The organism is Microbacterium sp. bgisy203, from assembly GCF_057706945.1.
This window is the reverse complement of sequence record NZ_JBYIPF010000007.1, coordinates 101,956-117,679: the sequence shown is the minus strand read 5'-3', so window position 1 is coordinate 117,679 and position 15,724 is coordinate 101,956. Positions and strand designations below refer to the sequence as shown.

Sequence of the window (15,724 nt, the reverse complement as noted above, 5' to 3'; positions counted from 1 at the left end):
AGAGCCGAGACATGACGAAGGACTTCGAAGAGCCGATCGACGAAGTCCCCGGCGATGAGGGGTCGGATGCCGCGGCATCCGACCCCCAGTCGCAGGGAGACGAGACCACCGACGACGAGCTGACGGTCGACGACATCCTCGACACGGCGCAGTCCGACGAGGCGGCCGTCGCCGAGGCATCCGACGAGGACAAGGACCTGCTCCTCGACCTCAAGCGCCTGCAGGCGGAGTACGCCAACTACCGCCGGCGCACCGAGGAGCAGCGCGAGGTGGAGATCGCCCGTGCGAAGGGATCGGTCGCCAAGGGCCTCCTGCCCGTCCTCGACGATCTCGATCGCGCCGAGAAGCACGGTGACCTCGCCGAGGGGTCGCCCCTCGCGGTGATCGCCGAGAAGCTCCGCGGCATCGTCTCGCGTCTGGGCGTCGAGACGTACGGCGTCGCGGGCGAGGTGTTCGACCCGCAACAGCACGAGGCGATCTTCTACGCCCCCAACCCCGGCGGCGTGGAGGACGGCACGATCCTCGACGTCGTCGAGGTCGGCTACCGTCTCGGCACCATCGAGCTGCGACCGGCGAAGGTCGTCGTCGCCGGTTCGGCCGACTGACCGGAGGGGGTGTCCATGGCCAGTCAAGACTGGTTCGACAAGGACTTCTACAAGGTCCTCGGCGTCTCGAAGGACGTCTCCGAGGCCGATCTGAAGAAGACCTATCGCAAGCTCGCCCGCAAGTACCACCCCGACTCGACGCAGGGAGACCCCGCCGCCGAGGCGAAGTTCAAGGAGATCAGCGAGGCGTACGCGATCCTCTCCGACAAGGATCAGCGTGAGGAGTACGACCAGATCCGCGCGATGGGTGCGGGTGGTGCGCGCTTCCAGGCGCCGGGCGCCGGCGGGGCGGGCGGGTTCGAGGACGTCTTCAGCCGGTTCGGTCAGTCGCGCGGCGGCTCGTACCAGCAGGCGGACTTCGACGACCTGTTCTCGATGTTCGGCCAGGCCTCCGGCGGCGGCTTCGGATCAGGACGGTTCGGCCAGTCCTCGGGCGGATTCCGCGGCTACGGCGGCCCCCACAAGGGTGCCGACGTCACGGCGCGGACGACGCTCGACTTCCAGACCGCGGTCAAGGGCGAGACGATCACCCTCGCAGGGGAGGACGGAAAGCCGTTCAAGGTCAAGATCCCCGCGGGGGTCGCCGACGGCCAGAAGATCCGTCTGCGCGGCCGCGGCCGTCCGTCGCCGGACGGCGGCGAGTCGGGCGACATCGTCGTGCAGGTCACGGTGCGCCCGCATCCGGTGTTCACGCGTGACGGGCTGAACCTTCGCGTGACGGTCCCCGTGACCTTCACCGAGGCGGCGCTCGGCGCGACGATCGAGGTGCCGACGCTCGGCGGCGATTCCGTGAAGCTCCGCGTCGCGCCCGGCACTCCGTCGGGGCGCGTACTGCGCGTCAAGGGGCGCGGCGTGTCGACCTCGAAGGGGACGGGCGACCTCCTGGCCGAAGTGCAGGTGGCGGTGCCTTCGCACCTCGATGACAAGGCGCGAGAGGCGCTGGAGCGCTTCCAGGAGCTCGAGCCGAAGGAGAACCCGCGGGCCGACCTGCTCAGCAAGGCACGAGAGTGATCATGGCCGAGCGAGAACCCTACGAGGACCCGGACGAGGAGGCCCCGATCTTCGCGATCGCGGTCGCCGCCGAGCTCGCCGGCATGCACCCGCAGACGCTGCGTCAGTACGACCGACTCGGTCTCGTCGTGCCGGCCCGCACGCAGGGCGGCTCGCGGCGCTACTCCCTGCGGCACGTGCAGCAGCTGCGCGAGGTCGCGGCGCTGTCAGCCGAGGGCATGAGCCTCGCGGCGATCGCGCGCGTCATCGAGCTGGAGAACACGGTGCGGGGGCTCCGCCGCCAGGTGCGCGAGCTCGAGGGCCGCCTGCAGGTCGAGGCCGACCGGCGCTCCCGGGTGTTCGCGGCCGCGGCATCCGGCTCGGTCGTCACGCTCCGTCAGGGCACGCGTGTGCGCCGCGAGACGGACCTCGTGCTCTGGCATCCGCACCTCGGATCCGGACAGTAGCGAGATCTACGCCCTCGCCGCGAGGAAGGCCTCGTAGTCGGCGCGGGACACCTCCGCGTAGGCGTACGCCCAGTCGAGGAGGGCCTGCGTGATCACACGCGCGTTGCCGATGTACCCCGCCACGAGCGACGCCGTCGGGGATTGGGCGTGCGCGCGGGCGAGAACCGCGGCGCAGGCGCGCGCGTACAGGACGAACGACGCGTCGTCGAGGGCTTCGGCATCGATCCCGCCCTTCATGTCGCGGAACTGCCGCACGTAGTAGTCGTGAGCGGGCCCGCGGAAGTGGCCGAGGAACGGGTCGGACACTCCCTGCAGAATGCGTTGCAGCGCCACCACACGACCTCCCTCCCCTTCGTTCGCGATGAGTTCGTCGATCTCCGACGGCTGGGCGCAGCCCCCGTACTCGATGAGGACGCTGCGGCCCGCCTCCTTCGTCTGCATGAGGAGCGCGTGACCGTCACCGTCGACGAGGACGCTCACGTAGCAGCGGGTCCCGACGCTTCCGACCCCCACCACCCGTCGCACGGTGTCGGAGGCGACGTAGTGGCGGAGCAGAAGCCGGATGTCCGAGCGCGTCGTCAGAAGATACTTCTCGAGCGCCCCCGTGATCTCGCGCGTCGCCGCGTCGTCGATGTGCGTCATCGTCGGGGGCTGCTCCACGAATCGCCGCAGGCCGTCCTCGCCGCGCGTGGTGAGCTTGCGCGTCGCGCGCTCGGACGTCCTCTCCTCGGCGTCGGCGATCGCGTCGCGCAGCACGCGACGCGCCGACGAGCTGCCGTCACCGAGCCCGCCGGCCGCATCGAAGTGCTGGTAGTACCGGCCCACCGGCGACGACGCGCGGCTCTCACGCAGCGCGTGCGCGTACTGGTGCACCGCCCCTTCGGCCGCGGTGCGCGTCACCGCGCCGTCGCGCCCGCTCGCCTGGGCGGCGATCACGATGCTCGCGACGAGCCGCTTCACATCCCATTCCCACGGCGCCCATGCGGCCTCGTCGAAGTCGTTCAGGTCGAACACCAGCGTCCGCTGCGGCGATGCGTAGAAGCCGAAGTTGGACACGTGCGCGTCGCCGCACGATGCGACGAGGATGCCGCTGGAGGGCCCCGCCGCCAGGTCGGCGGCCATGAGTGCGGCGGTTCCCCGATAGAACGTGAACGGGCTCGCCGACATCCGCTCGGTGCGCAGCGGCACGAGCTCGGCCACGCGCGACGCGTTCTGCGCGTCGAGGATCGACAGGGGATCCCGACCCGTCGTCACGAGGTTCGCGATCGAGCGGCGCGGCGTCGCGCGGCGGCGGTCGCGACCCTGCGCCGCGAGGTCGGCGGTCGAGAGAGGTGCAGACAGCGGAACGGAGGCCATGCGCCCATGATGGCACCGCCCCGGCGGCGCACACCGGGTAGCGTTTCCGCATGACGCGCGCCACGACCACGACAGCTCCGGCCTCCCGCGCGCTCTCGCCCACGCTGTCGGCGCTGCTCGGCCTCGCGGCGGCGGTGCTGGTGCTCGCGGGCGTCTACCTCGCTCGCGAGATCATCGGCCCGCTCGCACTCGCCGCCGTCATCGTCATCATCTGCGAGCCCGTGCGTCGACCGCTCGAGCGGCGCGGGTGGCCGCGCTGGGCGGCGACGACCGCGGTGATCGCGGTCGCCTACCTCGTGCTCGCCGCGATGGCGGCGATGCTCGCCTACTCCGGCACGGCGTTCGTGGGCCTCGTCCGTGACTCCGCCGACGATCTGCGCGCCACCGCCGACCAGCTGGTCGCGTGGCTCGGGAGCCTGGGGCTGCAGGACCAGGCATCCGACGCCGCCGCCTCCCTGCTCGACCCGGCGACGCTCGTCAGCTTCGCGACGTCCCTCGGCAGCAGTGCGCTCGGCGTCGTCACGGCGTTCTTCTTCGTGCTCGCCTACGTCATCTTCATGGCCGTCGACGATGCGCGGTACACCCGCGCCGAGGAGCGCTTCGGCGCCCGAGTCACCCCGTTCGTCCGCCGCGCCGAGAGCTACAACCGGTCGGTCCGCCGCTACTACGTCGTCAACGCGAGCTTCGGACTCGTCGTCGCCGTCATCGATGGCCTGGCGCTGTGGGCGCTCGGCATCCCGGTGCCGGTCGTCTGGGCGATCCTCGCGTTCGTCACGAACTTCATCCCCAACATCGGGTTCATCCTGGGTCTCGTGCCGCCGGCCCTGCTCGCCCTCGTCGTCGGCGGCTGGCCGCTCATGCTCGTCGTCATCGGCATCTATTGCGTCGTGAACGTCACGCTGCAGGTGATGATCCAGCCGAAGTTCGTGAGCGACGCCGTCGACCTGACCCTCACGCTGAGCTTCTTCTCGGTCGTGTTCTGGACGTTCATCATCGGTCCGCTGGGCGCGCTGCTGTCGATCCCCCTGACGCTGCTCGTCCGCGAGCTGCTCTTCGGCGGCGACCCGAAGGCGTGGTTCGCGCGCTGGCTCTCGGGCGACGACGACGCCGCGCCGCCGCGCGAGGTCGGGACCGCCTGACCGCTGAGGCGCGCGCTGGCGCGGGATTCAGCTCGGGTCCCGGTTCAGCTCGGGTCGAGTCGCAGCACGGTCGGCGACTCGCCCACCGCCACGTCGTCGACGATCCGGAGCGTGCGTGCCAGGTCATCGAGCGCGCGCTCGACCGTGCCGAAGCGCTCGCGGTCGCCGCCGATGGCGGTGAGGGTCACGAACGCCGAACCGGCATCCCACGTGTACGTCACGTACGGCGGGACGGATGCCGCGGCGCCCGGTCCCGTGCCCGCCGCCGTCCCCCCGCCGCTCGCGCGCGGCACCGGGACGGCAAGCTTCTCACCGACGCCGAGGTAGGGCGAGCGGAAGTCCTCGGTGTCGTCGTACTCGATCGGCATCATGGCGCGCGCCGTCCGCAGCTGCGACGTCGCCTGCTGGATCTGCGCGAGCGCCACGACGAGCTCAGGGTCGTCCTTCCACGTCCAGACGAGCACGCGCCCGTCGGCCTGACGCAGCAGGAGCGGCGCCGCCTGGCTCGCCGCCCACGCGGCGAAACCGGTGCCCGCGCGCGGCGCCGCGCCCATCGCGGCGTTCGCCTGCGCGAAGAGCATGCCGATCGCGCGCTTGCGGCGTCGCCGCCCGCGCAACCCCAGCGACCCGGTGACGGGCACCCAGAGGGCGGGGTCGGCGTCGGCGTGCAGGCGCATCATCGTCCCAGCGTAGGCGGCGCGGACGCCGACGGCATCCGCCGCTCGGGTTGCCGCGTTCGGTCGGAACGCGTCGCCCCGACCGACGGATCTCGGCACCTCGACGGCGCCCCGCACCCCGCGCCCCGTGCCCCGCGCGTCAGGCGAGGAGCTTCGCCTTCGCCGCCGCGAACTCGGCGTCGTCGAGCACCCCGGCATCCTTCAGCGCCGCGAGCTTCTGCAGTTCGGCGACCACGTCGACGACGGGTGCGGCGGCCGCGGGCGCGGATGCCGCCGCGGGAGCTGCAGCCGGTGCGGCCGCCATCTGCTGCGCGACGGCGGCCTGCGCGGCGGCCTCCACCTGCGCCTTCTGCTGGGCCGCCTGGTAGAGCTGCGCCTGCGTCGCGGTGTGGTGCTTCTCGGCGGCGCGGGCGTTGACGGCGTTCGCCGTTCCCGCGACGACCGCGGTGCGTGCGGCCAGGCCGATGAGGCCCGGGCGTCCGTTCCTTCTCATGGTGTCCCCCTCAGTCCTCCTCGTCGACGGCGTCGACGAGGGCGTTCACGACGGGAGCGGGGATCCGCTCCACGCTCAGCACCTCTCCGCCCGCGGCGGCGAGGTGACCCGACAGGACGCGCGCCCAGGTGAGTTCCAGCACCACGACGGCGGCGACCGTTTCGGGATCGAGCAGCTCGGCGAGCTCCTCGATGTCTTCGTCGCCCGCCATTCCGGGCGAGTGGAGCTCGAGCTCGCCGTCGTACTCGGCGGTCGTGTACGACCCGTCGGCGGCGGTCCGGACGATCACGAAGTCGAGCACCCGCACGGTCCCCGACGCGACGTCGTCGGCGAGCGCTTCGAGCACCGCCGCGGGCGGCCCGTCGTCCGGAAGGGTGACGAGGTAGAACTCGACGGGTCCGTACTCGAAGGCGCTCATGGCGTTCCTCTCGGTGGTGGGGCTCGGTGCTGATCCGACGCCCTCTGTCGCCAGGCTAGACCTTGCTGCGGCGGCCCGCGGACACAGTGCGGCCGGGGAAATGCCGTGAAAAGGATGCCGCGCACAGCGCCCCCGTTCCGGGGTCGTCGCCGACCCCTCGGGTAGACTCGGGGCGGTCCGACGCACCCGTCGGCGACGCCGCACAGATAGGCAGCCACCCACCTGTGACTCCCCCCGCGCATGAGCCGCTGACGATCGTCATGGCGGCCGACACGTTCGCCCCCGACGTCAACGGCGCCGCCCGTTTCGCCGAGCGGCTCTCCGCCGGTCTCGCCGCCCGCGGTCACGATGTCCACGTCGTCACCCCGAGCGTGGGCCACCGCAACCACGGCGTGTTCACCGAGAACATCGAAGGTCAAGACATCACCGTCCACCGGCTGCCCGGCGTCCGCTGGCCTCCGCACGACTGGCTGCGCTTCGTGTGGCCATGGCGCGCCAAGCACTACGCCCGGAAGATCCTCACCGACGTCCAGCCCGACGTCGTGCACAGCCAGTCGCACATCGTGATCGGGCGGGGACTCACCCGGATCGCCCGACAGCGCGGCATTCCCGTCGTCGCCACGAACCACGTGATGGCCGAGAACATCATCGACTTCACGACCCTGCCGCCTCTGCTCGACAAGGTCGTCGTCAAGCTCGCCTGGGACGACGCGAAGCGCACCTTCGACATGTCGCGCGCCGTGACGACGCCGACGCGGAAAGCGGCGGAGTTCCTCGAGCAGACGATCGACATCGACGGCGTCATCCCGATCAGCTGCGGCATCGACAAGGGCAACTACACCCCCGACCTCACGCCGCGGGAGCATCACCGCGTGCTGTTCGTCGGCCGCCTCACGACCGAGAAGCACGTCGAGGTGACCCTCGCGGCCGTCGCGAAGCTCGCGCCCGAGCTGCCGGCGATCACGTTCGACATCGTGGGCGGCGGCGACCAGCGCAAGAGCCTCGAGCAGGTCGTGCAGCGCCTCGGCATCCAGGACCGGGTCACCTTCCACGGGCGCGTCTCCGAAGAAGAGCTGCGCGCCGCCTACACCCGGGCCGACGTCTTCGCGATCGCCTCGATCGCCGAGCTTCAGTCGATCGCGACGATGGAGGCCATGGCGTCGGGCCTGCCCGTCGTCGGCGCGAACGCCGTCGCGCTGCCGCACCTCGTGAACGACGGGGTGAACGGCTATCTCTTCGAGCCGGGCGATGTCGACGACCTCGCCGACAAGCTCCGTCGCGTCCTCACCGCGTCGCCCGAGGAGTACCTCCGCATGCAGCAGGCATCTCTCGACGGCGTCGACATCCACGACATCGAGAAGACGCTCGACACGTTCGAGAAGCTCTACCGCGGCGAACCGCTCGAGCCGTGAGCGCGCACATGCGGCTGCTGTTCGACGCGCGCTACATCCGCACCGACTTCCACGACGGCATCAGTCGCTACTCGACCGAGCTCGCCGCCGCCGTCGCGGCGGAGGCACCGGCGCGCGGGGTCGATGTGGTGTTCCTCATCCACGACGAGGCGCAGAGGGCGCATCTGCCCGAGGGTGCGCGTGCTCTCCGCATCCACGCACCGACCTCCGTGCTCGAACCGTTCGCGGCCCTCCGCCTCAACCGGTACCGGCCCGACGCGGTGTTCTCGCCGATGCAGACCCTCGGCTCGCTCGGGCGCCGCTACGCGCTCGTGCTGACCCTCCACGACATGATCTACTACCGACACCGCACACCCCCGCGCGACCTCCCTGCGCCGATCCGCCTCGGGTGGCGCCTGTTCCACCTTTCCTACGTGCCGCAGCGCGTGACTCTGAACGGCGCCGACGTCGTCGCGACGGTGAGCGAGACGAGCGCCGCCGACTTCGCTCGGGTGAAGCTGACGAAGCGGCCCGTCGTCGTCGTGCCGAACGCGCCGCAACGGCTCGCGGCGCTGCTGCCGGAGGCGGACGGCGCCGGCGGTGTCGTCCCGGGAGCCGAGAACCTCGTCTACATGGGGTCGTTCATGCCCTACAAGAACGTCGAGACGCTCATCCGCGCCGTGGCCGAGCTGCCCGGGCGGACCCTCCACCTGCTGTCGCGCATCTCACCGGCGCGCCGCACCGAGCTCGAGGCGCTGATCGACCCCGCGGGTGGGCGCGTCGTGTTCCACGGCGGGGTGACGGATGCCGAGTACGCCGCGCTCCTCGCCGATCGGGCGGTGCTCGTCTCGGCCTCGCTCGACGAGGGGTACGGCCTTCCGCTCGCGGAGGCGCTCGAGCTCGGGGTGCCCGCCGTCGTCACCGACATGCCGATCTTCCGCGAGGTCGCGGGCCCCGGCGCCCTGTACGCCCCCGGAAAGGATGCCGCCGCATTCGCCGCCGGCATCCGCTCGCTCGACGATCCCGACGCCCGCGCCGCGCTCGTCGCTGCGGGGGAGGAGCACATCGCGCGGTTCGCCTGGGCGCGCTCGGCGGGTGCGCTGCTCGATGCGCTGGAGACGCTGCCGCGGCGTCAGAGGTAGCCGACCACCGAGAACATCAGCGAGATGAGCGTCGAGACGGTGGCCGCGATCCCGAGCCCGATGCCGATTCCGCCGAGCAGCGGCTGCTCGCGACGCGCCAACGCGCCGCAGACGATCGCGCCGACGCCGACCGCGGCGGAGAGGATGTCCGAGATCCAGTACGCCACCTGGTAGGCCTCGTAGCTCCCCGACAGGCGGATTGCGCGGAACACGAAGAACATGAAGAGGCTGAGGATGAGCGGGATGGACCCGAGGATGATCGACGTGATCGCGAGTCCCCGCCCGGTCGTCGACGTGCTGGAGGATGCGGCGGGCGGCGGCGGGTTCCAGCCTGCAGGCGCGTAGGAGGCGGCCGGATAGCCGGCCGGAGGCGGAGCGGCAGCGCCGTACGGCGTGGGCTGGCCCGGCGGCGGGTTGGTCGGCTGCGGGTTCGGCGTGGTCATGGCGCGCTCCTCATTGCGGGGGTGGCCCCACTCTAAGGGGACGAGGACTCTCGGGGCGAGGGTGCTCTGCGGGGCGAGGGCGCTCTGCGCGGCGAGGGTGCTCTGCGGGACGCGGGTGCTCTGTGGGGCGCACCCGTCACGGCAAGCGCGACCGATCGGTGGGGACGCGGCGGTAGCCGTCGTCGCGCAACGCGCGGGCGGTGCCGAAGGCGGCGATGACGGACAGGAGACCGAAGACGATGATGACGGTGAACATGGCAGAAACGCTACGACCGGCATCCTTCTGCCACGAGTGGCAGGACGGACGGCATGTGTATGATTTCTGCCATGAAGACCGTCGCCTGCGTCGTCCAGCCCGGATTCTCGCCGTTCGAGTTCGGCCTCGCGTGCGAGGCCTTCGGCCTCGACCGGTCGGACGACGGCATCCCGAACTTCGACTTCCGCATCGTCACCCCTGAGCCGGGCGCCGTGCCGAGCAACCTGGGCTTCTCGATCAACGTCGACAGTGACCTCTCCTTCGCCGACGAGGCCGATCTCGTCGTCATCACCCCGATCCCGCGCAGCGCGTGGGAGAGCGTCGACGAGCGCGTCTGCGAAGTCGTGCGGCGCGCGGTCGATCGGAATGCCTGGGTGCTGACGGTCTGCAGCGGGTCGTTCGTCGTCGCGGCATCCGGCGTCCTGTCCGGAAAGCGCGCGACGACCCACTGGCGCTACGCCGACACGATGTCGCGGATGTACCCCGACATCGAGGTCGACCCGAACGTCCTCTACGTCCAGGACGGCCGGATCATCACGAGCGCGGGCACGGCGGCGGGGCTGGATGCCTGCCTGCACCTGCTGCGGATCGAGCTCGGCGCCGAGATGACCAACACGATCGCGCGCCGCATGGTCGTGCCGCCGCAGCGCGACGGCGGGCAGGCGCAGTTCATCGCAGCGCCGCTGCCCGTGTCGACGTCGCTGTCGCTCGCGCCGGTCACCGACTGGGTGCTCGAACACCTCAGCCTCGACCTGTCGGTCGATCAGCTCGCGGCCCGCGCGCACATGTCGCCGCGCACGTTCGCGCGGAGGTTCAAGGCCGACTACGGCACGACGCCCGCAGCGTGGCTTGCGCGCCAGCGCCTCATCCACGCGCAGCGTCTGCTCGAGCAGACCGACCTCGGCCTCGACGCCATCGCCTTCGAAGCCGGCTTCGGGTCGGCGGCGGTCCTCCGTCAGAACTTCACGCGGATGCTGGGCCTCAGCCCCACGGCGTACCGGGCGCGGTTCGCGTGCCCGGGTGACGCGAGCGCGATGCGCGGCGAGGCCATGCCCGCCGCCTGATCGGAGCGCGGATGTCGGAATCTCTGGAGCACGTTGTGTGCGCCACCTAGTGACCGGGCCGCGGCGCTTCGCTACGGTGTGAACGTGTGGCCCGTGCGGCTTCCGCCGCGTGCCGCCGCGTAGTAAAGCCGCGTAGTAAAGTTGAGCGTAGACAACTCAACTTTGTGGACATCGCCGATTTCAGGGAGAACGCATGAACGCGCAGCCCCAGCCCGGGCAAGAAGAGCAGCAGAGCCCGCTCGAGCAGTTCGGGATCAACCTCACCGAGCGCGCACGGCAGGGGAAGCTCGACCCGGTCATCGGGCGGGACTCCGAGATCCGTCGCGTCAGCCAGGTGCTCACCCGCCGCACGAAGAACAACCCGGTGCTCATCGGCGAGCCCGGCGTCGGCAAGACCGCCGTCGTCGAGGGCCTCGCCCAGCGGATCGTCGCCGGCGACGTCGCCGAGTCGCTCAAGGACAAGGAGCTCATCTCCCTCGACATCTCCGCCCTCGTCGCCGGAGCCATGTATCGCGGCCAGTTCGAGGAGCGCCTGAAGAGCGTCCTCAAAGAGATCACCGAGTCGGATGGTCGCGTCATCACCTTCATCGATGAGTTGCACACCCTGATGGGCGCGGGCGGCGGCGAGGGATCGGTCGCGGCCTCCAACATGCTGAAGCCGATGCTCGCCCGCGGGGAGCTGCGCCTCATCGGCGCGACGACCCTCGACGAGTACCGCGAGTTCATCGAGAAGGATGCCGCGCTCGAGCGCCGCTTCCAGCAGGTGTACGTCGGCGAGCCGTCGGTCGAAGACACCGTCGCGATCCTTCGCGGACTCAAGGAGCGGTACGAGGCCCACCACAAGGTCGCGATCGCCGACGGCGCGCTCGTGGCCGCGGCATCCTTGTCCAACCGCTACATTCCGAGCCGCCAACTGCCCGACAAGGCGATCGACCTGATCGACGAGGCCGCGTCGCGCCTGCGCATGGAGATCGACTCGGCACCGCTCGAGATCGACGAGCTGCGCCGACACGTCGACCGGCTGAAGCTCGAAGAGCTGGCGCTCAAGCGCGAGAAGGACGCCGCGTCGAAGGAGCGGCTCGCGACCCTCCGCGAGACCCTGGAGCTCGAGCAGGGCAAGCTCGACGAGCTGCAGGCCCGGTGGGAGCGCGAGCGCGCCTCGCTCAACGCCGTCGGCGACCTGAAGACCAAGCTCGACCAGGCGCGCAGCGACGCCGAGCGCGCCCAGCGCGAGGGCAACCTCGAGAAGGCGTCGCGGCTGTACTACGCCGAGATCCCCGCGCTCGAGCGGCAGCTCGCCGAAGCCGAGCACGCCGAAGAGGGCGGCGCGCGCATGGTCAACGACCACGTCACCGACGAGGACATCGCCGGCGTCATCGCCGCCTGGACCGGCATCCCCGTGGGGCGCCTGCTGCAGGGCGAGAGCGAGAAGCTCGTGAACCTCGAGTCGGAGCTCGGCAAGCGGCTCATCGGGCAGAAGGATGCCGTGAAGGCCGTGTCCGACGCGGTGCGCCGCTCGCGCGCCGGCATCAGCGACCCGAACCGCCCCGTCGGCTCGTTCCTCTTCCTCGGTCCGACCGGCGTCGGCAAGACCGAGCTCGCGAAGGCGCTCGCCGAGTTCCTCTTCGACGACGAGCGCGCGCTCGTGCGCATCGACATGTCGGAGTACGGCGAGAAGCACTCGGTCGCCCGGCTCGTCGGCGCCCCTCCCGGATACATCGGCTACGAAGAGGGCGGCCAGCTCACCGAGGCCGTGCGTCGCCGCCCGTACTCGGTCGTCCTCCTCGACGAGGTCGAAAAGGCGCACCCCGAGGTCTTCGACATCCTGCTGCAGGTGCTCGACGACGGCCGCCTCACCGACGGGCAGGGCCGGACGGTCGACTTCACGAACACCATCCTGATCCTCACCTCGAACCTCGGGTCGCCGATCCTCATCGATCCGACGCTCACCGTGGAGGAGAAGCGCGAGCAGGTCATGGCCCTCGTGCGCACGGCGTTCCGCCCCGAGTTTCTCAACCGGCTCGACGACATCGTCATGTTCACGGCGCTCTCCGAGGCCGACCTCGCCCAGATCGTCGAGCTGTCGGTGGATGCCTTGCAGCGGCGCCTGCGCGACCGGCGCCTCACCCTCGCCGTCACCCCCGACGCGCGCGCGTGGCTCGCCGAGCGCGGCTACGACCCGATCTTCGGCGCGCGTCCGCTGCGGCGCCTCATCCAGTCGGAGATCCAGGACCGCCTCGCGATGGCGCTCCTCTCCGGCGGCGTGCACGACGGCGATCTCGTCAAGGTCGACCTCGCGGCCGACGGTTCGCAGCTGGTGCTGACGAGCTCGGGCCCCTCGCCCGTCGAGACGCCGGGGGCTTCGGCATCCGGCGCCGCCCCGGGCGACGCCGACGATGACGACGTCATCGAGGCGGAGCTGCTCGAGGACTGACGCACACCACCCCGCGAGACCGCGCAAATGTCACGATCCCGCGCCGGGAACGTGACATTTGCGCGGTCTCGCGGGCCGGTGGCGGTCTCGCGGGGCGGGGGTCGGGTGGGTCAGGCGCGCGCAGCGGGGAGGTCGCGCGTGCGCCAGAACGGTCCGAACGCGAGAGGGAGCGTCGCGAGCAGTCCGCCGAGCGCGCCGATCCACAGGGTCGGGATCGTGCCGAGCCATGAGCCGAGCCAACCCGCCGCGAGCGCCGCGAGGGGCATGACGCCCCACACGCAGAAGCGGATCGACGCGTTCATGCGCCCGAGGAGGCGCGACGGGGTGATGCGCTGGCGGAACGTCACCTGCGTGATGTTGTAGACGACGACGCCGATGCTCATCGTGAAGGTCTGCACGACGAGGAGCGTGAACGCCCATGCCTGCGGCAGCGCGGCGGCGAGCGGTAGCGGCACCATCGCGACGGCGAACGCGATCGCGCTCACCGGAATCGCCCGCGCCTCGCCGATGCGGCGTGAAATGCGCGCGGCGAGCATGGCGCCCAGCAGGCCTCCGACGGCGCCGAGCGACAGCAGCAGCCCCATCGTCGCGGGTGAGAAGCCGAGGATTCGCAGATAGAAGATCGGCACGAGGGTGAAGACGATCGTCGAGAAGAAGTTCGAGATCGACGTGGTCGCCACGATGCGCTTCAGATACGGGTTGCCGAATACCCAACGCAGCCCCTCGGCGATCTCGCGGTGGAGGGGCGCGTGATCGGTGGCCTCGCGCCGGACCTCGTGGTCGCGAGTGAAGATCAGCGCGACCATCGAGGCGAGGTAGGTGGCGACGGTCACGACGATCGCGACGGGTGCCGACACCAGGGCGACGAGTCCGCCGCCGACCGCGGGACCGGCGAGCGAGGCGAGCTGATGCGTCGACTCGAGCTTGCCGTTCGCCTCGGCGATCTGGTCGGGCTCGACGAGCGAGGGGATGATGCTCTGGTACGACACGTCGAAGAACACGGTCGCGATGCCGACGACGAGCGCCGCGACGTACAGGTGCCACATCTCCAGGCGCCCGGCGAGGTAGAGCAGCGGCAGGGCGGCGAGAGCGAGGGCGCGGATGCCGTCGGCCACGATCATCACCCGGCGCTTGCGCATCCGATCGATCCAGGCGCCGGCGGGAAGTCCCACGACGAGGAACGCCGCCGTGGCCGCGGCGGTCAGATAGCCGACCTGCGCCTCCGTCGCGTGCAGCAGGAGCACCGCGAGCACCGGCAGGGCGAGCTCGAAGATCTGCGCGCCGAACTGGCTGAACGCCTGCCCTGACCACATCGTGAGGAAGTTCCGGTCGTGCCACAGCGACCGTCCCGGGGGCGACGCCACGGCGTCGGTGGGGTGAGAGGGGTCGGGTGATTCAGGCACGGGGATAGCGTGCGGTAGCGATTGAGAATTGTCAATCAGTCGCATAGTCTCGGCGTGTGACCCACGCTCGAGATGTGGCCAGCGCGGCACGGAATGCCGACGCAGCGGAGAACGCCCGCGCGGCGGAGAGCGCCCGCGCAGCGGCGAACGCGGCAGAGAACGCGCGGGCGGGGGATGCCGATGCGGAGGCCGTCGCGCGTGCGCTGAGCTCGCCGCTCCGGCTGCGCATCCTGCGCCTGTGCGCCTTCGACGCGCGCACGAACAAGGAACTCGCGGAGCTGCTCGACGTGAACCCCGGCACGATGCTGCACCACGTCCGCACTCTCGCCGACGCGGGGCTCCTCGCGGCCGACCCGGTGCGCCGCGGGACGCGTGGAGCGCGCGAGGTGCCCTACCGCGCGACCGGGCTGTCGTGGAATGCGCCCGTTCCCGCGGCATCCGTGCTCATCCTCGACACGATGCGCGAGCAGCTCGTCGGCGTCGATCCGGAGGATGTCGACGTCACCTGGATGGGACTGCGCCTGAACCCGGTGCACCTCGACGAGCTGCGCGAGCGGCTCGGGGCGCTCTTCGAGGAGTTCACGTCTCGCGGCCCCGACGCGGACGGCGAGGCCTACTCTCTCGTGAGCGTGCTCCACCCCGACCTGAACCCGCCCGCGGCGTAGCGCGAGCGCGGGTCCGGCGGGTCAGGCCGAGCGAGGCGACGCTCAGGCGTCGACGACGACCGAGTCGGCGATCGGGCGGCGGGTGCGAGGCGTGCTCTCGCGGTCGCGCAGAGACGCCGGGGCGGCGTCCACGTCGCCGAGCGCGCCGACGGCCATCACGGTCATCGCGACAAGCGCATCGCCGAAGCCGAACGCCTCGCCGATGCGGTCGCGGTCGAAGCCGCCCATCTGGTGGGTGTGCAGGCCCGACGCGTGCGCCTGCACCGTGAAGTGCGCGGCGGCCTGGCCGGTGTCGTACGCGGCCCAGGCGAGGGGTGCGCCGTCGAGCGAGGTGACCGTCGCGAAGACGATGAGCGCACCGGCATCCGCCGCCCAGGCCTGGTTGAAGCCCATGAGCGCATCGACGATCGCGGCGTGCGCCTCCGACCCGCGGCGCGCGACGACGAAGCGCCACGGCTGCGTGTTGTTGGCCGACGGCGCCCAGCGGGCGGCCTCGAGCGCGCTCGCGAGCGCGTCTTCGTCGATCGGCGCGGCGTTGTCGAAGATGCGGGTGCTCCAGCGCTCGGCGAGGACGTCGAGGATGGGGGCTTCGGTGACGGCGGGGCTCATGTTCTCTCCGATGATGTCTGGGGGTGCGTGCAGAGGGACATCATCGGCCCGATCCATCCAACCGTATGCACCGCGGATGTGTTCCCACTGAACATGACGCCGTGAGAACACCGCCACGAACACCGGGGGACGTTTGCGCTCGTCGGAAGGTCGGGGGATCTTTCCGCACGGA

16 protein-coding genes are annotated in these 15,724 nt (G+C 70.9%); 9 read left to right on the top strand and 7 right to left on the bottom strand.

Annotated elements, in window-relative coordinates; translation table 11 throughout:
• Positions 1 to 11 precede the first annotated feature (11 nt).
• Genes AC3ENQ_RS11495 through AC3ENQ_RS11485 form a run of 3 tightly spaced genes read left to right on the top strand, consistent with a single transcriptional unit; the run spans position 12 to position 2,062 of the window.
• The gene (locus tag AC3ENQ_RS11495) at positions 12 to 605 is read left to right on the top strand and encodes a nucleotide exchange factor GrpE (RefSeq protein ID WP_431804715.1); all 594 of its coding nucleotides are present in this window, start codon (positions 12 to 14) and stop codon (positions 603 to 605) included.
• A gap of 15 nt (positions 606 to 620) precedes the next feature.
• On the top strand, positions 621 to 1,616 hold the full coding sequence (locus tag AC3ENQ_RS11490; protein ID WP_431804713.1) for a DnaJ C-terminal domain-containing protein: 996 nt from the start codon (positions 621 to 623) through the stop codon (positions 1,614 to 1,616).
• Positions 1,617 to 1,618: 2 nt separating this feature from the next.
• A complete protein-coding gene (locus tag AC3ENQ_RS11485; protein ID WP_431804711.1) occupies positions 1,619 to 2,062 on the top strand; it encodes a heat shock protein transcriptional repressor HspR in 444 nt (147 codons plus the stop codon).
• Between the two features lie 6 nt (positions 2,063 to 2,068).
• Here the strand turns inward: AC3ENQ_RS11485 and AC3ENQ_RS11480 are convergent, their stop codons facing one another.
• Positions 2,069 to 3,418 carry a DUF2252 domain-containing protein gene (locus AC3ENQ_RS11480; RefSeq protein ID WP_431804710.1) on the bottom strand — a complete coding sequence of 450 codons (1,350 nt, stop codon included), beginning with the start codon at positions 3,416 to 3,418 and terminating at the stop codon, positions 2,069 to 2,071.
• Positions 3,419 to 3,468: 50 nt separating this feature from the next.
• On the opposite strand from AC3ENQ_RS11480, the gene AC3ENQ_RS11475 reads away from it, so the two are divergent.
• On the top strand, positions 3,469 to 4,557 hold the full coding sequence (locus AC3ENQ_RS11475; RefSeq protein ID WP_431804708.1) for an AI-2E family transporter: 1,089 nt from the start codon (positions 3,469 to 3,471) through the stop codon (positions 4,555 to 4,557).
• 44 nt (positions 4,558 to 4,601) lie between these two features.
• Here the strand turns inward: AC3ENQ_RS11475 and AC3ENQ_RS11470 are convergent, their stop codons facing one another.
• The 3 genes from AC3ENQ_RS11470 to AC3ENQ_RS11460 all read right to left on the bottom strand — a co-directional run bounded on the left by AC3ENQ_RS11470 (position 4,602) and on the right by AC3ENQ_RS11460 (position 6,145).
• Positions 4,602 to 5,237 (bottom strand): hypothetical protein, encoded by a 636-nt coding sequence (locus AC3ENQ_RS11470; protein WP_431804706.1) that lies wholly within the window; start codon positions 5,235 to 5,237, stop codon positions 4,602 to 4,604.
• 136 nt (positions 5,238 to 5,373) lie between these two features.
• Entirely contained in the window at positions 5,374 to 5,727 is a 354-nt protein-coding gene (locus tag AC3ENQ_RS11465; RefSeq protein ID WP_431804704.1) for an SHOCT domain-containing protein, read from the bottom strand.
• Positions 5,728 to 5,737: 10 nt separating this feature from the next.
• On the bottom strand, positions 5,738 to 6,145 hold the full coding sequence (locus AC3ENQ_RS11460; RefSeq protein ID WP_431804702.1) for a DUF6325 family protein: 408 nt from the start codon (positions 6,143 to 6,145) through the stop codon (positions 5,738 to 5,740).
• A 260-nt stretch (positions 6,146 to 6,405) separates the two neighbouring features.
• Here AC3ENQ_RS11460 and AC3ENQ_RS11455 point away from each other — a divergent pair, with 260 nt between their 5' ends.
• The gene (locus AC3ENQ_RS11455) at positions 6,406 to 7,557 is read left to right on the top strand and encodes a glycosyltransferase (RefSeq protein ID WP_431804739.1); all 1,152 of its coding nucleotides are present in this window, start codon (positions 6,406 to 6,408) and stop codon (positions 7,555 to 7,557) included.
• Between the two features lie 8 nt (positions 7,558 to 7,565).
• Complete coding sequence (locus AC3ENQ_RS11450) at positions 7,566 to 8,678, top strand: glycosyltransferase family 4 protein (protein ID WP_431804737.1); 1,113 nt, start codon at positions 7,566 to 7,568, stop codon at positions 8,676 to 8,678.
• Here the strand turns inward: AC3ENQ_RS11450 and AC3ENQ_RS11445 are convergent.
• Positions 8,669 to 9,121, bottom strand: coding sequence for a hypothetical protein (locus AC3ENQ_RS11445; RefSeq protein WP_431804700.1), 453 nt, complete (start codon positions 9,119 to 9,121; stop codon positions 8,669 to 8,671). The two genes, AC3ENQ_RS11450 and AC3ENQ_RS11445, sit on opposite strands and share 10 nt — an antisense overlap.
• Positions 9,122 to 9,448: 327 nt before the next feature.
• On the opposite strand from AC3ENQ_RS11445, the gene AC3ENQ_RS11440 reads away from it, so the two are divergent.
• Entirely contained in the window at positions 9,449 to 10,441 is a 993-nt protein-coding gene (locus tag AC3ENQ_RS11440; protein WP_431804698.1) for a helix-turn-helix domain-containing protein, read from the top strand.
• Positions 10,442 to 10,634: 193 nt separating this feature from the next.
• Entirely contained in the window at positions 10,635 to 12,875 is a 2,241-nt protein-coding gene (locus AC3ENQ_RS11435) for an ATP-dependent Clp protease ATP-binding subunit (protein ID WP_431804696.1), read from the top strand.
• A 110-nt stretch (positions 12,876 to 12,985) separates the two neighbouring features.
• On the opposite strand, the gene AC3ENQ_RS11430 is transcribed toward AC3ENQ_RS11435, so the two are convergent.
• Positions 12,986 to 14,278 carry an MFS transporter gene (locus tag AC3ENQ_RS11430; RefSeq protein ID WP_431804694.1) on the bottom strand — a complete coding sequence of 431 codons (1,293 nt, stop codon included), beginning with the start codon at positions 14,276 to 14,278 and terminating at the stop codon, positions 12,986 to 12,988.
• Between the two features lie 56 nt (positions 14,279 to 14,334).
• Between AC3ENQ_RS11430 and AC3ENQ_RS11425 the strand changes: the two genes are divergently transcribed.
• A complete protein-coding gene (locus AC3ENQ_RS11425; protein WP_431804692.1) occupies positions 14,335 to 14,943 on the top strand; it encodes an ArsR/SmtB family transcription factor in 609 nt (202 codons plus the stop codon).
• 42 nt (positions 14,944 to 14,985) lie between these two features.
• Here AC3ENQ_RS11425 and AC3ENQ_RS11420 read toward each other — a convergent pair whose 3' ends face one another.
• On the bottom strand, positions 14,986 to 15,552 hold the full coding sequence (locus AC3ENQ_RS11420; RefSeq protein WP_431804691.1) for a nitroreductase family protein: 567 nt from the start codon (positions 15,550 to 15,552) through the stop codon (positions 14,986 to 14,988).
• Positions 15,553 to 15,724: the final 172 nt, after the last annotated feature.

Coding starts and splice junctions, on each gene's coding strand:
- AC3ENQ_RS11495 (WP_431804715.1), top strand. CDS start 12: ATGACGAAGGACTTCGAAGAGCCGATCGACGAAGTCCCCGGCGATGAG.
- AC3ENQ_RS11490 (WP_431804713.1), top strand. CDS start 621: ATGGCCAGTCAAGACTGGTTCGACAAGGACTTCTACAAGGTCCTCGGC.
- AC3ENQ_RS11485 (WP_431804711.1), top strand. CDS start 1,619: ATGGCCGAGCGAGAACCCTACGAGGACCCGGACGAGGAGGCCCCGATC.
- AC3ENQ_RS11480 (WP_431804710.1), bottom strand. CDS start 3,418: ATGGCCTCCGTTCCGCTGTCTGCACCTCTCTCGACCGCCGACCTCGCG.
- AC3ENQ_RS11475 (WP_431804708.1), top strand. CDS start 3,469: ATGACGCGCGCCACGACCACGACAGCTCCGGCCTCCCGCGCGCTCTCG.
- AC3ENQ_RS11470 (WP_431804706.1), bottom strand. CDS start 5,237: ATGATGCGCCTGCACGCCGACGCCGACCCCGCCCTCTGGGTGCCCGTC.
- AC3ENQ_RS11465 (WP_431804704.1), bottom strand. CDS start 5,727: ATGAGAAGGAACGGACGCCCGGGCCTCATCGGCCTGGCCGCACGCACC.
- AC3ENQ_RS11460 (WP_431804702.1), bottom strand. CDS start 6,145: ATGAGCGCCTTCGAGTACGGACCCGTCGAGTTCTACCTCGTCACCCTT.
- AC3ENQ_RS11455 (WP_431804739.1), top strand. CDS start 6,406: ATGGCGGCCGACACGTTCGCCCCCGACGTCAACGGCGCCGCCCGTTTC.
- AC3ENQ_RS11450 (WP_431804737.1), top strand. CDS start 7,566: ATGCGGCTGCTGTTCGACGCGCGCTACATCCGCACCGACTTCCACGAC.
- AC3ENQ_RS11445 (WP_431804700.1), bottom strand. CDS start 9,121: ATGACCACGCCGAACCCGCAGCCGACCAACCCGCCGCCGGGCCAGCCC.
- AC3ENQ_RS11440 (WP_431804698.1), top strand. CDS start 9,449: ATGAAGACCGTCGCCTGCGTCGTCCAGCCCGGATTCTCGCCGTTCGAG.
- AC3ENQ_RS11435 (WP_431804696.1), top strand. CDS start 10,635: ATGAACGCGCAGCCCCAGCCCGGGCAAGAAGAGCAGCAGAGCCCGCTC.
- AC3ENQ_RS11420 (WP_431804691.1), bottom strand. CDS start 15,552: ATGAGCCCCGCCGTCACCGAAGCCCCCATCCTCGACGTCCTCGCCGAG.